Source organism: Oscillibacter valericigenes, from assembly GCF_016902445.1.
Taxonomy (GTDB): Bacteria; Bacillota; Clostridia; order Oscillospirales; family Oscillospiraceae; genus Oscillibacter; species Oscillibacter avistercoris.
Genome location: NZ_JACSNX010000001.1, coordinates 1 through 14,442, shown reverse-complemented (window position 1 = coordinate 14,442; position 14,442 = coordinate 1). Strand labels below are relative to the sequence as shown.

Annotated in this window: 10 protein-coding genes; 5 read left to right on the top strand and 5 right to left on the bottom strand. The window is 64.4% G+C overall.

Annotation, left to right across the window (positions count from 1 at the left end):
• Window positions 1-7: 7 nt before the first annotated feature.
• The 3 genes from H9X91_RS00045 to H9X91_RS00040 all read right to left on the bottom strand — a co-directional run bounded on the left by H9X91_RS00045 (window position 8) and on the right by H9X91_RS00040 (window position 2,599).
• Entirely contained in the window at window positions 8-1,273 is a 1,266-nt protein-coding gene (locus H9X91_RS00045; protein ID WP_204801283.1) for a putative DNA modification/repair radical SAM protein, read from the bottom strand.
• A gap of 1 nt (window position 1,274) precedes the next feature.
• Window positions 1,275-1,403: a hypothetical protein gene (locus H9X91_RS14550; RefSeq protein ID WP_275552496.1), complete on the bottom strand. Its 129-nt coding sequence runs from the start codon at window positions 1,401-1,403 to the stop codon at window positions 1,275-1,277.
• A gap of 173 nt (window positions 1,404-1,576) precedes the next feature.
• Window positions 1,577-2,599: a threonine aldolase family protein gene (locus tag H9X91_RS00040; protein ID WP_204801282.1), complete on the bottom strand. Its 1,023-nt coding sequence runs from the start codon at window positions 2,597-2,599 to the stop codon at window positions 1,577-1,579.
• Between the two features lie 185 nt (window positions 2,600-2,784).
• Here H9X91_RS00040 and H9X91_RS00035 point away from each other — a divergent pair, with 185 nt between their 5' ends.
• From H9X91_RS00035 to H9X91_RS00025, 3 genes are all read left to right on the top strand, one after another.
• A complete protein-coding gene (locus tag H9X91_RS00035; protein WP_204801279.1) occupies window positions 2,785-3,303 on the top strand; it encodes a DUF4358 domain-containing protein in 519 nt (172 codons plus the stop codon).
• A 66-nt stretch (window positions 3,304-3,369) separates the two neighbouring features.
• Complete coding sequence (locus H9X91_RS00030) at window positions 3,370-4,797, top strand: MBOAT family O-acyltransferase (RefSeq protein WP_204801277.1); 1,428 nt, start codon at window positions 3,370-3,372, stop codon at window positions 4,795-4,797.
• Window positions 4,798-4,810: 13 nt separating this feature from the next.
• Window positions 4,811-5,929, top strand: coding sequence for a DHHW family protein (locus tag H9X91_RS00025; RefSeq protein WP_204801275.1), 1,119 nt, complete (start codon window positions 4,811-4,813; stop codon window positions 5,927-5,929).
• 90 nt (window positions 5,930-6,019) lie between these two features.
• Here the strand turns inward: H9X91_RS00025 and H9X91_RS00020 are convergent, their stop codons facing one another.
• Both H9X91_RS00020 and H9X91_RS00015 read right to left on the bottom strand, forming a co-directional pair.
• Window positions 6,020-10,603 (bottom strand): M56 family metallopeptidase, encoded by a 4,584-nt coding sequence (locus tag H9X91_RS00020; RefSeq protein ID WP_204801274.1) that lies wholly within the window; start codon window positions 10,601-10,603, stop codon window positions 6,020-6,022.
• A complete protein-coding gene (locus H9X91_RS00015; protein WP_204801272.1) occupies window positions 10,596-10,976 on the bottom strand; it encodes a BlaI/MecI/CopY family transcriptional regulator in 381 nt (126 codons plus the stop codon). The genes H9X91_RS00020 and H9X91_RS00015 overlap by 8 nt, the downstream gene beginning before the upstream one ends.
• A 197-nt stretch (window positions 10,977-11,173) precedes the next feature.
• On the opposite strand from H9X91_RS00015, the gene H9X91_RS00010 reads away from it, so the two are divergent.
• Window positions 11,174-13,645, top strand: a complete 2,472-nt coding sequence (locus H9X91_RS00010) for an ATP-dependent helicase (RefSeq protein WP_204801270.1) — start codon at window positions 11,174-11,176, stop codon at window positions 13,643-13,645.
• Window positions 13,645-14,313, top strand: coding sequence for a nucleotidyltransferase domain-containing protein (locus H9X91_RS00005; RefSeq protein ID WP_204801268.1), 669 nt, complete (start codon window positions 13,645-13,647; stop codon window positions 14,311-14,313). The genes H9X91_RS00010 and H9X91_RS00005 overlap by 1 nt, the downstream gene beginning before the upstream one ends.
• Window positions 14,314-14,442: the final 129 nt, after the last annotated feature.

Below are 14,442 nucleotides of genomic sequence, written 5' to 3'. Positions count from 1 at the left end.
ACCTCCCTCACACAGGGGCGAACAGGGACAGCTGCTCCAGCTCCGGCTGGGGCAGGGAAGGCCGCTCCGCCGCGATCAGGTTCCGCAGCAGGCTGTCCGGGGTGAACCGCAGGCCTTCCGCCATGCGGCCGGAGGCGGTGAGAAAATACTGGGCCCGCTTCATCACCACTCCCAGCTTGGGCAGGTCCTCGATCCGCAGCTTCCGGGTCCGGCGGGACACCAGGATGCGCTTGGCGGAGACCATCCCCACGCCGGGGATCCGCAGCAGGGCCTCATAGTCCGCCCGGTTCACCTCCACCGGGAAGAAGTCCAGGTGCCGGAGGGCCCAGCTGCACTTGGGGTCCACCTGGGGGTTGAAGTCCGGGTGGCTTGCATCCAGCAGCTCCTCCGCCCGGAAGCCGTAAAACCGCAGCAGCCAGTCCGCCTGGTACAGCCGATGCTCCCGCAGCAGGGGCGGCTTTGTGTCCTTCGCGGGGAGCAGGGCGTGCTCCACCACCGGCACGTAGGCGGAATAGAACACCCGTTTGAGCCGGTAGCGGTCATACAGCCCCTGGGTCAGCCGTAGGATGTGAAAGTCCGTGTCCGCCGTGGCGCCCACGATCAGCTGGGTGCTCTGGCCGGCGGGGGCGAACCTGGGGGCGTGACGGTATTTTACCAGCTCCTCCCGGCTCTGCTGTCCCCGCACTCGGATCTGGCCCATAGGGGCCAGGATGGCCTGCTTCGTCTTGTCCGGGGCCAGGGCCCGGAGGCCCGCCTCCGACGGCAGCTCGATGTTGACGCTGAGCCGGTCCGCCAGGAATCCCAGCTGCTCCACCAGCTCCGGCGCCGTGCCGGGGATGGCCTTGGCGTGGATGTAGCCGTTGAAGCGGTACTGCTCCCGCAGGATGCGCAGCGCCCGGATCATCAGCTCCGTGGTGTAGTCCGGGGAGCGGTACACGCCGGAGGAGAGGAACAGTCCCTCGATATAATTCCGGCGGTAGAACTGGATGGTGAGATCCGCCAGCTCCTCCGGGGTGAACATGGCCCGCTTCGTCTCGTTGCTGCGGCGGTTGACGCAGTATTTGCAGTCGTACACGCACCGGTTGGTCAGCAGCACCTTCAAAAGCGTCACGCACCGCCCGTCAGCGGAAAAGGAGTGGCAGCAACCGGCGATGGAGGAGGTGGTGTTGCCGATCCATCCCGCCCTGGCCTTCCGGTCCCCGCCGCTGGAGGTGCAGGCCGCGTCGTACTTGGCCGCGTCCGTCAGGATGGTGAGCTTCTCCAGAACATCCATCTTACCGGAGGGCAGCCCGCCGCCGGGGGTGGCGCCGGGCAGGGCGCTCGATGGCGTCGATGACCCGGAAGAGCTGAGAGGTCAGAAAGACCACGCCTACCAAAATAAAAAAGAAAGTCCAGCCGCTCATGGAAAACCCTCCTTGTTCGAACTTATGTTCTAATCGTATTGTAACTCGAACAAATGTTTCTGTCAAGTATAAATCGAACAAAAGTACGATAAAGGGTCTGACAGGGCAAACGGGCCGGCAGATGGGGATGCGCCACACAAAAAGGGACCGCCGACAGGCGGTCCCTTGGGGATTCAGCACTTGGACAGGTCCCGGAGGAAGTCCTCCACCGCCGACTCCGGCGTGGCCCAGCTGGTCACTAGGCGGATGCAGGTGTGGCCGGCATCTACCGGGTGGTCGGTCTCAAATTCATAGCCCATCTCCTGGAGCTTTGCCACCGTCTCATTGGGCAGCACCGGGAACTGCTGGTTGGAGGGGGAGCTCACAGGGAAGGGGTATCCCAGGGCAGTTATGCCGTCCCGGAGCCGGAAGGCCAGCTGGTTGGCGTGGCGGGCCAGGTCGAAGTACAGGCCGTCCTCCAGCAGTGCCTGGAACTGGACGCCCAGCAGCCGTCCCTTGGCCAGCACGGCGCCCCGCTGCTTCATGTGCCAGCGGAAGTGGGGCAGGGGGTGGGTGAGCACCAGAGCCTCCCCGAACAGGGCGCCGTTTTTCGTGCCGCCGATGGTGAAGCCGTCGGTAAGGGCGGCCAGATCCGGCAGGGTCAGGTCGTTGTCGGGGGAGGTGAGGGCGGAGCCCAGCCGGGCGCCGTCCAGATAGAGGAACAGGCCGTGGGCATCGCAGCACTGCCGCAGGGCGGTCAGCTCCGCCTTTGTGTAGAGGGTTCCGATCTCGGTGGTGTCGGAGATGTACACCAGTCGGGGCAGCACCATGTGTTCCGTGCCGTTGTGGCCTGCCAGAACGGATTCAATCAGAGCCGGGGTCAGCTTGCCGTCGGGACTCTCCGCGATACAGACCTTGTGGCCGGTGGCTTCGATGGCCCCGGTCTCATGGGTGCTGACGTGGCCGGTCTGGGCGGCGATCACCGCCTCATAGGACTGCAGGAATGCGTCGACGGCCACCAGATTCACCTGGGTCCCGCCCACCAGAAAGTGGACGGCTGCGTCCGGGGCCGCGCAGAGGCGGCGGACCGTGTCCGCCGCGGTCCGGCAGTACGGGTCCAGGCCATACCCCACGGTCTGGACGGCGTTGGTATCCGCCAGGGCCTGGAGGACTTTGAAGTGGGCGCCTTCGCTGTAATCGTTCCGAAAACTGTACATTGTGTGTTCCCGCCTTTTTCAATCGTGATAGTGTCATGATACCGCCTGGGGCATGGAATTGCAAGTGCGGGTGAAGGCTCTGTGCTAAAAGAAAAAAATCTGGAAATACTGGCGGCAGGAGGGAACTTTTCGGCGGGACGGCCCGTCTGTATTCCCCGAGAACTTCAGAAAGGAATCCAATGCACATGAAGAGATTTTTGACCCTGGCGCTTTCCGCGCTGCTGGCCGCGGGCCTGCTGACTGCCTGCGGAGGAACCTCCGACGGCTCCGCCGACACCGCCGAAGTGTCCCTGTCCAGCTTTTATGCCGGTCTGGCAGAGGAATACGGCTGGACGGAGGACGCTGCCTCCAGCGGCGAGGAGGACATCCTGATGATGGACGTGGAAGGCGATCTGCTGGAGAGCTACTACCCCGGTCTGGCGGATGTGGCCACGGAGCAGCTGATCGCCAAGGCCCCCATGATGAGCGCCGTGGTGAACGAGATCGTCCTGGCCCAGTGCGCCACCGAGGAGGACGCCGCCGCTGCCGCCTCCATCCTCCAGGACCGGGTGGACGCCCAGGCAGAGGGCGGCGCCTGGTATCCGGAGTCCATGGAGACCTGGAGTGACGCCCAGGTTGTCCAGCACGGGACCTATGTGGCCATGATCGCCACGGCAGAGCATCAGGATGAGATCACGGAGCAGTTCAATGCCCAGTTTGCATAAGAAGGAGACCGGCCGCGGCAATGCCGCGGCCGGCCGGATGAAACACAGAACCGGGAGGGGACGCCGATGGTATTCAGCAGCCTGACCTTTTTATTCCTCTATCTGCCGCTGACGCTGCTGGTGTATTTCCTGGCGCCTCTGAAATGGCGGAACTTCATCCTGCTGCTGGTGAGTCTGCTGTTCTATGGCTGGGGAGAGCCGGTCTACATCGTCATCATGTTTGTGTCCATTGCCATCGACTATACCCACGGCCTGCTGGTAGAGAAGTACCGCAGCGATGACAAAAAGGCCCGGTGGTTCGTGGCGCAGTCGGTGATCTTCAACCTGGCACTGCTGTTCTTCTTCAAGTACGGCACCTTCTTTGCCGAGAACCTGTACGCCCTGACGGGTATCCTGATCCCCAAGAGCGTGGAGCTTTTGGGAGTCACCATCCCCCTGTGGGGCGTGCCCCTGCCCATCGGCATCTCCTTTTACACCTTCCAGACCATGAGCTACACCATCGATGTATACCGGAAAGACGCGCCGGTGCAGCGGAATCTGGTGGAGTTCGGCACCTTCGTCACCATGTTCCCCCAGCTGATCGCCGGGCCCATCGTCCAGTACAAGACGGTGGCGGCGGACCTGGTGCACCGGGTCCACACGTCGGAGAACTTCGCCCTGGGCGCCCGGCGGTTCTGTGTGGGCCTTGCCAAGAAGGTGCTGCTGGCCAACTCCATCGGCGCCCTGTGGGAGGAGTGCCTGGCGGCTCAGGGAGCCGGGACGCTGACGGTCCTGGGGGGCTGGCTGGGCCTGGCCGCCTACGGCTTCCAGATCTACTTCGACTTCTCCGGCTACTCCGACATGGCCATCGGTCTGGGGCGCATCTTCGGCTTCCGCTTCAATGAGAACTTCGACCACCCCTACTGCGCCGACTCGGTGGGCACCTTCTGGCGGCGGTGGCACATGTCCCTGACCACCTGGTTCCGGGACTACCTGTATATCCCCCTGGGAGGCAACCGGGGCGGTACCGTCAAGACCATCCGGAATCTCATCATCGTCTGGTTCTGCACCGGCTTCTGGCACGGAGCCAGCTGGAACTTCGTCCTGTGGGGCCTGTACTTCGCCGCCTGGCTGATCTTGGAGCGGTACGTCCTCCGGGGCGTGCTGGAGAGGACCCCGAAGGTCCTCAAGCACCTCTACACCCTCATCGTGGTGTTCGTGGGCTGGGGTCTCTTCGCCATGGTGGACCTGTCCGTGTGCGGGGACTACCTGGCCACCTGCTTCGGCGGCGGGCCCCTGTGGAGCGCTGCCGACGGCTTCCGGCTGCGGAGCTATGCCGTGACGCTGATCGCCCTGGTGCTGGCATCCACCGCCCTGGGCCAGCGGCTGTGGGCCAAGCTGCCCCGGCGGGCGGAGGTCCTGTTCACCCCGGTGCTCATGGGACTTTCCCTGGTGGTGTGCACCGCCTATCTGGTGGACGGCAGCTACAACCCCTTCCTGTATTTCCGGTTCTGAGAGGAGGCAGATCATGACAAAAGCATATGCCCGGCTGATCACAGCCCTGTTCTGCCTCTTTCTGGGGGGATTGATGGTGTGGCAGTTCCTGCTGCCGGACCGGGAGCGGTCCGACGTGGAGAACCGGACCTTGCAGCAGGTGCCGGAATTCTCCTGGGAGGCGCTGCGGGACGGCACCTACACCTCGGAGGTGGAGGAATACGTGGCAGACCAGTTCCCTCTGCGGGATGAGTGGACGGGCCTGAAGGCCCGGACGGAGCAGCTCATCGGCAAGCGGCTGTTCAATAACATTTACCTCTGTGAGGATGAAACGCTGATCTCCAAGGTGGACGCTCCTGCCGACGGCCTGGAGGAGACGAACCTGGGGTATGTCACCCAGCTGGCGGGGAACACGGACGTCCCCGTGTACCTGGGGCTGATCCCCTCGGCGGCGGAGGTGTGGCGGGACAAGCTGCCGGAGGGAGCGGCGTCCTGGGACCAGAACGCCTATCTCGCCCAGGCGGCGGACACGGGCCTGCCTCTGATCGACTTCTCCGCCGCCCTGACGGCCCACGCCGGCGAGCCCATCTTCTACCGGACGGACCACCACTGGACCAGCCTGGGTGCCTTCTACGGGGCCAACGCCTTGCTGGAAAGCCTGGGACGAGCGCCCCTAAAGTCTAATGACTTTACACCGGAGACCGCCAGCACGGACTTCAACGGGACCCTGTACTCCCAGTCCGGCATCCACTGGCTGACGCCGGACACCATGGAGTACTGGGTGAAAGAGGACGGCCTCACCGTCACCTCCTGGCGCACCGGCTCCCCGGAGCCCGGTATGCTGTACGACCGGAGCTATCTGGACCAGAAGGACAAGTACTCCTCCTTCCTGGGAGGCAACCAGCCCCTGTGCGTCATCCGCAATGAGAACGCCCGGGACGGCGGCAGGCTCCTGCTGATCCGGGACTCCTATTCCGACGCTCTGGCCCCCTTCCTGGCCCAGAGCTTTGCCGAGGTCCACCTGCTGGACCTGCGGTACTATCGGCTGTCCCCCGCCCAGTACGCAGCGGAGAACGGCATCGACCAGATCTGCGTGGTGTACAGCGTCCCCAACTTCATCACGGACCGGAACCTGGTGTTCCTGGCCCAGTGAGTACGCACAAAAGAGAACGCCCCCACCTGGGGGCGTTCTTTTTTGCTTGCGGGTATCGGGACCCTTCCGGCAGATTGGGGAGACTGGGGGTTACGCAAACTCCGCCTCCGCCGATTGCAGGCACTCTGCGCGGAGTTCGGCATGGAGCTCCTTGAAAAGATCCGTCTGGACGCCGTCCTTCACATAGAGATCCAGTGTCTCGGTTGGAAAGTCGGGGAACAGGTCCGGGCGGTCAAAGGTGTCGCTGCCGTAAAAGCCCCAGGATCCCACGGGCTGCCAGCTGCCGTTTTCATAGCGGAACGTGATGGAGGCGGGGAACAGGGAATACCAGTCCTGTACCGGGAACCCGTCTTCCTCAAGAAAGCTGGTGCAGTAGACGAACAGGTGGAAGGTGTGGGTGTCCTGCCCGGAGGTCTCCTGCAGCACCTGGTGGGCCTCCGCACAGCCGTCGGAATCCATGGGCAGGATACTGCTTTGATAGTGGAGGATGGCGGCGTGCAGGGCCTCCTCCGACGGGGCGCTGGAGGACTGCAGCAGGGAGGCAGAGACCGGGTGCTCCGCAAAATACGCCTCCGCCTTGGCCCGGCACTCCTCCTGAAGCGCCGCCCAGGCCTCGTCGTCGTTTACCACCATGTCCGCCAGTTCCTCCGGGAAGATGGTCCGCAGGTCCGTGGCGTAGGAGGCGGGCTCCTGATAGTCTGTGACCTCCCAGCCGCCGTTTTGCCAGATGAAGGTGACGGCGGCGGGGAACTGGCCGTTGGTGCCGCTCTGCCAGCCGGTGGCGGTGCGCTCATAGGCGCTGTACCACACCAGGAGGTATACCGTGCAGACGCTACCGTCCTGAACAGCGTCCAGCACCCGGTGAGCTTCTGTGGAGAAGTTATACTGATGGGCGGTGGCGTTTACCCGATGGTTCAAAATCGCCGCCTGAATGTCCGCCTCCGTGGGCCGGGCGGGACTGGGGGCCGCGGAGGCGGAGCCCACATAGCACCCGTCGGCATCCGGGCAGTCCGGGTTGGGGGTGATGCCGTTGCGGGAGAGGAAGTCCTCCAGCACCGCCTGGGACTGGTCCCGCAGCAGCGCATACTGGGCCATGCTGGTGGGATCCTCCACCAGGAACTGTACGTCCGTAGGGGTGGAGAGGAGATAGATGTAGGTGTCGTCAGAGCCGATCACATAGCTGGAAGCTCCCAGGATCTCCGACCAGTCCGCGTCCCCAAAGGCGGACTGGAATTGTGTCCGGGTGAGGGCCCGGACATCCCAGACCCGCCCGGTGTAGGGATCTGCGTCGTGGGCCAGACGCTCGTAGACGTCAAACCCCGGCACGGATTCTCCGGACCAGACGGAATCCCGGGCGGTGACCACCGCCATGTCCGCCCAGCCCGCCGGCACCCACAGAGAGAGGCCGCTGGCCTCATAGACCGTGCCCTTCCCCTGGGCCTGGCCGGCCAGGAGCGATTGCCGCTCCGCCTCCGCCTGGGCCCGGGTCCAGGCGCTTTGCAGCCGCTGGTGTGCCGCTTCGCCATCCTCCGTCAGCTCATAGAGGCCATCATACTCCTCCAGCCGCTGCAGGCCGTCTGCCAGCAGCCCGCCGTCGTCGGTGTTCGCCACAGACACGGCGTATTCTGCCATGGCATCCAGGGCCGCATTCTGCTCATCCACGGGGAAGGCTCCGATGAGATTCAAAAATACATCCTGGCCGTTGTAGAACATGTAGTAGAGGTCTTCCGCCCGCACCTCCGACGGGGTCAGCAGGCCGTTCTCCAGCGCCACCTGGGCCATGAGACCGGCGAACATGGGGTTGTCGCTGCTCCGGCCCACGTCATTGGGAATGGAGCTCTGCAGCAGGACGGGGCCGCTGTTGGCCATGGTGTGGAACACCAGTACCGGGGGCAGGGTGTTGAGGCCGCCCACCCAGCCATCCTCGTCCATGTACATGCCGCCGGCCAGCATCACGTTTTCCGGCGTGGTGGTGTGGAACTCATAGCGAAGGCCGTACACCCGCAGCCCCAGCTCCGGGTAGGCGGGCACCGTGTCCGTCAGCACCAGTTCCGTGATCCGCCAGTCGTCCCACTCCGCCTGAGTACCCGTCTGCTGCCACTGGCTGTCTACATAGGCCATGGCGCCGGTGTGGCTGCGCCAGTAGTCCAGAGCGGAGAGGACGGCGTCCTTCGCCGCCGAGAGCACCGCCTCCGGCACGTCGATGTTGTCGGCCACGTGGTCTGTATAGGTGGTGTTGTCCTGGTACACCAGGATGTTCTCCCCGTCGAAGTAGAGGTAGCGGGTGAAGTGGTAGGGCGTCCCGCCGTCAGCGTACTGGACCATGCCGACGATGGTGAGGCACCGGCGGCTGGTGTCGATGGAGCTGTAGTCCCACCAGGCCATCTCCGGCCAGGCCGCCTGCAGCAGGTCCGTCAGATTCGCCTCGTACAGCTGCCCGTCCCGCTGGAACACCAGCTGGGCGCCGCCGGAGATCCCGTCATCGTCGGAGAGCAGTTCGTTGGCCCCGTCTCCGTCCAGATCCAGGATCGCCGGTTCCGCGCCGTGGACCCGGGCCAGCAGGACGGGATTGCGGTTGGAATCGAAATAGTAGTAGTCGTGGAAGGTGACGCTTGTGTGTTCGTCCAGTTCGCCGGAGTAATGGAGCACCAGCCCGTTGTGGCCGAACAGGTCCTTGAAGAAGTCCACGGAGACGGCGTAGCCGTTGGAATCACTGGCACTCAGCGTGTTGTGTTCCGGGAAGGTGAAGAAGCAGTCCACATTCCACACGTCCACACGCCCTCCCTGCCCGATTTCCATGTCGACGATTTCGGCAGCATAGAGGTTGCCGTCTGTGGAACGGTAGATATAGACGGAAACCTGCCCACCGTCCTCGCTGTCCACGCCATACCCGCCGCCCCGCTCCGCACAGTCGCCCGTGTGCCGGGTGACTTCCACGGCTTCCGGCTCATAGGGCGTGAGATCCGTCAGGGGGATGGTCAGCACCGGATCCCCCTCCGGGTATACGGTTGGGATGGCGGGCTGCTCGCTGGGAAGGTTGGAGACGAACCAGTAGGAGCCGTCGTCCTGGGCCTCCAGGGTCACGCACAGCCACGCACTGTCATAGCGGGCGGAGGTATCCGGGTAGTACAATCGGATGGTATTGCCCACCCGCTCCCCGGCGGTGACCTGGACACTGTGGAAGTAGTTGGTATCCCCATGGGCCCAGTAATAGGCGTCATAATCCGGCAGATACGTGAAGTTTTCCAGTCCCACGCCACTGGTCTCGGCCACGGTGAGGCCCATATATTCCTCCAAAATACCATCCATATCGGCTGTGGTGGCTTTATACCGGGCGCAATCCGCCAGAGTGTCCCCGTAGACCAGACGGAGTTCCTCGTCGCTCATGCTGCCGGACAGGCCGGTGCCGCAGTAGAACAGCTCAAAGAGGTCGATGTCCTCAGGCCGCTCATAGAGGGAGGTGAGGAACTGGTTGTGGATATTCAGTCCCACCACGTTGTCCACAGTGTCGTTGTTGAAGAACTCCTCATTGAAATACGCCAGCTCGTCGCCGGTGAGGGGGACAGGGTCCGACTCCGCCTTGGCCCCGGTGAAGGTGACGGCGCAGACCCCGGCGACCAGGGCCAGGGCCAGGAACAGCGCCGCCGCCCGGGTCTGGTTCCCCCGGGCGATGCGGGTGATCCGGTCCTTCAGCTGCCGCTTGCCCGCCGTCATGGTGGTGGCGGACAGCAGCGGCGCGCCGGGCCCCTTCCGCACCGGGATCAGGGACAGCAGCGTCCGGCCGTAGGGGATGCGCTGGTCCTCTCCCAGGGCCCGGATGGCGGCCTCGTCGCAGGCCAGCTCCCCGTCGGTCTTGGAGACAGCGGCGGCCGCCCACACCAGGGGGTCGAACCAGTACACCGCCAGGCACACGCACCGCAGGAGGGACCACAGGGGGTCTAAGTGCCGGGCGTGGGCGGTCTCATGGGCCAGCACGTGCCCCAGCCGCTCCGGGGAGGCCACGGCGGCGGGCGTCAGGTAGATGGCGGGCCGGAAGAGCCCGAACAGGCAGGGGGAGGGGAGCCCTTCCGCCACCAGGTACACGGGATACCTGCAGCCCTCCACGGCGTAAGGCGTCCGTGTCCGCCGGAGCGTTCGCCAGAACCGCAGGTTGGTCACCAGGAACCACACCGCAATACCGGCGACACCTGCCAGCCAGAGGATCGTCAGCAGCTCCGAGATGGGCAGCATGAAGAAGTAATGGGTGGACTGATCTCCTTCGATGATGACCCCGCCGGAGTAATATTCAGACTGCACGGTGCCGTCGGGTGCCAGATTGGAGTGCCAGGTCCGGTCAACGAGATCCATGGAATCGTCCGTGACACCGAAGTTGCCCGCCGCCGGGGATGGCTCTGTGGCGCCCGATTGGCCCGGATCCGCATAATCATAAACTTCCGTGGGCATGGCGTAGACCATCCGCTGTTCCAGCCGCTCTGCCACCGCCTGTCCCACCGGCTCCGCCGCCGACAGGACGGAGAAGTCCACTCCCGGCAAACTCACCGGCACCAGCAGCCGGAGCAGCACCAGTCCCCACAGGGCGTACTGCGCCCGGCGGGAGATCCGGTCCCGGAACGCCAGCCGCAAGAGCAGGACCGCCAGGATCAGCACGGAAGATGTCAACAGGATCTCACGCATGTTCCTCGCCTCCCGCCTTTTCCAGAATGGCGGACAGCTCCGCGATGTCCGCCGCCGTCAGCTGGTGGCTCTCCACCAGGTTGCTCACCATCAGGCCCAGGCTGCCGCCGTAGACCCGGGAGAGGAAGCTCTCCGTCTCCGCTGCTGCGGCGTCCTCCCGATCCACCGCCGGGAAGTACCGCTTGGCCCGGCCGCCCTCCTCGTGCCGGACGGCTCCCTTGGCCTCCAGACGGGACAGCATGGTGATGACGGTGTTCTTGCTCCAGCCAGTGTCATCCTTCACCGCCGCCGTCAGCTCCATGATGGTCCGGGGGGACTGCTCCCACAGCCGGTTCATCAGCTTCCACTCGCTGTCGGACAGATTGACCCGCATGTTCTCACCTCCATGGTATACGAATGTCTACCAATTCTTCTGATTTGACCATAGCAGATAGGTAGACATTTGTCAACCTCAAATCGGTAACAAAAGCGGCAGACTGGAAACAGCCGCTTTCCCGCCTTGACCGGCGGGGGATTTTGCCGTAAAATAGGGGCCGAGACTTTTTGAGATCAACGGAGAACGGTGGACATATGGAAGACTTCAAGCAACGCTACATCGCCGCCCGGAAGGCGGTCATCGCCCAGGACCTCCAGCGGCTGAACCCCATGCAGCGCCAGGCCGCCATGACCACGGAGGGGCCGCTCCTCCTGCTGGCCGGCGCCGGCAGCGGCAAGACCACGGTGCTGATCCAGCGGGTGTACAATCTGCTCACCTACGGCCGGGGCAGCGACTCCGACGAGGTGCCCGTCTGGGCCACGGAGGAGGACCTGCAGTTTCTGGAGAGCTTCCCGGCCCGGCCCACGGAGGAGGACGTCCGCCGGGCCCGGCATCTCTGCGCCGTGGACGTGCCCCGGCCCTGGGAGATCATCGCCATCACCTTTACCAACAAGGCGGCGGGGGAGCTGAAGGACCGTCTGGCCGCCCGGCTGGGGCCGGATGCCAACGACATCTGGGCCTCCACCTTCCACTCCGCCTGCGTGCGGATCCTGCGGCGGGACATTGACCGGCTGGGGTTCGACAAGGACTTCACCATCTACGACACCGATGACTCCAAGCGGGTCATCAAGGACGTGCTGAAGGAAAAGCACCTGGACGAAAAGACGTATCCGCCCCGGAGCGTCCTGGCCGCCATCAGCCACTCCAAGGACCAGTACGAGTCCATTGAGGACTTCGCCAAGCGGGCGGAGGCCGCCAACGACTGGCGGATGAAGGACTACGCCAGGATCTACGCCGCCTATGAGAAGCGGCTCCGCACTGCCAACGCCCTGGACTTCGACGACATTATCTTCCATACGGTGACGCTGCTGCAGCAGGAGCCCGAGGTGCTGGACTACTACCAGCGGAAGTTCCGCTACGTGCTGGTGGACGAGTACCAGGACACCAATCACCTGCAGTACCTGCTGACCTCTCTGCTGGCGGGGGGGTACCAGAACCTCTGCGTGGTGGGCGACGACGACCAGTCCATCTACCGGTTCCGGGGCGCCAACATCGAGAACATTTTGAACTTCGAGGAGCAGTACCCCAAGGCCCGGACCATCCGCCTGGAGCAGAACTACCGCTCCACTCAGAACATCCTGGACGCGGCCAACGCCGTCATCCGCAACAACCAGGGCCGCAAGGGCAAGACGTTGTGGACCGACAACGGCGGCGGCGACGTGGTTACCATCAAGACCACCTTCAACGAGAGCGACGAGGCCAACTACGTGGCCGGGGACATCCTGATGGGGGTGAACCGGGGACGGAGCTTCCGGGACACGGCGGTGCTGTACCGGATGAACGCCCAGTCCAACCAGCTGGAATACGCCATGAAGCGCAACGGCATCCCCTATAAAGTGGTGGGGGGCATGAAGTTCTTCGACCGGGCGGAGGTCAAGGATATGCTGGCCTATTTGTGCGTGCTGAACAACCCCCTGGACGACCTGCGGCTGCGGCGCGTCATCAACAACCCGCCCCGGGGGATCGGCGCCACCACCCTGGACAAGGTGGGGGCCTTGGCGGAGAGCCAGGGGGCGTCCCTGTATGAGATCATCCGCAACGCGGATTTGTTCCCGGAGCTGAAATCCGCCGCCTCCAAGCTGCTGAAGTTCGCCGACCTGATCGACGGTCTGCGGCGGGAGGGCACGGAGCTGGCCCTGCCGGAGTTCTACGACGCCGTCTGTGACCAGACCGGCTATGTGAGGGCCCTGGAGGAGAAGAACGACATGGAGAGCCGGGGCCGCATCGAGAACGTGCAGGAATTGAAGTCCAACATTCTGGGCTTTTTGGAGCAGGACCCGGAGGACGCCACCCTCTCCGGCTTTCTGAACGAGATCGCCCTGTACACGGACCTGGACAGTGTGGAGGGCAGCGACGACTGCGTTACCCTGATGACCATCCACTCCGCCAAGGGGCTGGAGTTCCCGGTGGTGTACGTGGTGGGCATGGAGGAGGGCATCTTCCCCGGCTCCTCTGCCCAGTACGACCAGGAGGAGCTGGAGGAGGAGCGGCGGCTGTGCTACGTGGCCATGACCCGTGCCAAGGAGAAACTGATTCTCACCAACTGCCGGCAGCGGATGCTGTACGGCCGCACCAGCTCCAACCGGGCCTCCCGGTTCCTGGACGAGATCCCGGAGGAGAACATGCGCTGGGAGAGCAAGCCGGAGCCCCGCTTCGGCGGTATGGAGCACGACAGCACCTTCGGCGGCGACCGGTACGAGGAGGGCTGGGGCGGCGCCTCCGCCCGCACCGGCGGCTCCTGGAGCAGCGGCGGCGTACACAGCTACCGGGCCCCGGCCCATGCGGCCCAGCGGCCCCTGCAGTCCCTGCAGAAAAACGCAGCCCCTGCGGCGACTCTGCTGCAGCTGCAGCAGGGGGACATGGTGGAGCACACCGCCTTCGGGAAGGGCATGGTGCTCTCCGTCCGGCCCATGGGCGGCGATGCCCTGGTGGAGGTGGCCTTTGACAATGTAGGCAAGAAGAAGCTGATGCTGAAATCCGCCGGGGCCCATATGAGGAAACTGTGATGCTGGACATAAACAGCTGGATGAATACATATATCGCGGCCGTCCGGGCCGCCTTCGGGGACCGGGTCCGATACGTCGGCCTCCAGGGCAGCCGGGGCAGGGGAGAGGCCGGACCGGACAGCGACATCGACGTGGTGTGCATCCTGGACGCCTGCGCTCTCCAGGATTTGGAGACTTACCGGAAGGCCGTGCAGGACCTTCCGGACCGGGACAAGCTGTGCGGCTTCGTCTCCGGCGCGGCGGAGCTGGCGGCCTGGGATCCGGCGGACCTGTTCCAGTTCCGCCATGACACCGCCGACTGGTACGGGCGCCTCACAGACCTGCTGCCGCCGGAGCGGGAGGAGGACGTCCGCCGGGCTCTCCACACCGGGGCCTGCGGGCTGTACCACCTGTGCTGTCACAACTTTCTCCACGGCAGGAGCCGGGAGGCGGTGGCGGAGGCCTACAAGTCTGCGGTGTTCCTGCTGCAGGCCAAGGCGTACCTGGAGCAAGGGACTTACTGCCGCCGGCGGGAGGACCTGGCACAGCGCCTGACCGGAAGAGACCTTGAGATCCTGCAGACCGCCCAAGCCCTGAAAGCGGGGGAGTGCCAGGAGGACCTGCCGGCCCTGACAGACCGGCTGCTTGCCTGGTGCCGGGACGTGATCTGCCGGTACGGACCAGCATAAACGACAAGGGACCCGCCGTTTGGCGGGTCCTGGTGTTTTTTATATAATATATGGTTGGAGGCATTGGACGGGGGGGAAAATAGCTATGCTGATGGCTGGGCAGATACGCCGGATGGGGGGCGCATCCTC

Bases quoted from the DNA above. Each gene is read 5' to 3' on its own strand.
- H9X91_RS00015 (WP_204801272.1), bottom strand. From the start codon at position 10,976: ATGCGGGTCAATCTGTCCGACAGCGAGTGGAAGCTGATGAACCGGCTG.
- H9X91_RS00030 (WP_204801277.1), top strand. From the start codon at position 3,370: ATGGTATTCAGCAGCCTGACCTTTTTATTCCTCTATCTGCCGCTGACG.
- H9X91_RS00040 (WP_204801282.1), bottom strand. From the start codon at position 2,599: ATGTACAGTTTTCGGAACGATTACAGCGAAGGCGCCCACTTCAAAGTC.
- H9X91_RS00025 (WP_204801275.1), top strand. From the start codon at position 4,811: ATGACAAAAGCATATGCCCGGCTGATCACAGCCCTGTTCTGCCTCTTT.
- H9X91_RS00035 (WP_204801279.1), top strand. From the start codon at position 2,785: ATGAAGAGATTTTTGACCCTGGCGCTTTCCGCGCTGCTGGCCGCGGGC.
- H9X91_RS14550 (WP_275552496.1), bottom strand. From the start codon at position 1,403: ATGAGCGGCTGGACTTTCTTTTTTATTTTGGTAGGCGTGGTCTTTCTG.
- H9X91_RS00005 (WP_204801268.1), top strand. From the start codon at position 13,645: ATGCTGGACATAAACAGCTGGATGAATACATATATCGCGGCCGTCCGG.
- H9X91_RS00020 (WP_204801274.1), bottom strand. From the start codon at position 10,603: ATGCGTGAGATCCTGTTGACATCTTCCGTGCTGATCCTGGCGGTCCTG.
- H9X91_RS00045 (WP_204801283.1), bottom strand. From the start codon at position 1,273: ATGGATGTTCTGGAGAAGCTCACCATCCTGACGGACGCGGCCAAGTAC.
- H9X91_RS00010 (WP_204801270.1), top strand. From the start codon at position 11,174: ATGGAAGACTTCAAGCAACGCTACATCGCCGCCCGGAAGGCGGTCATC.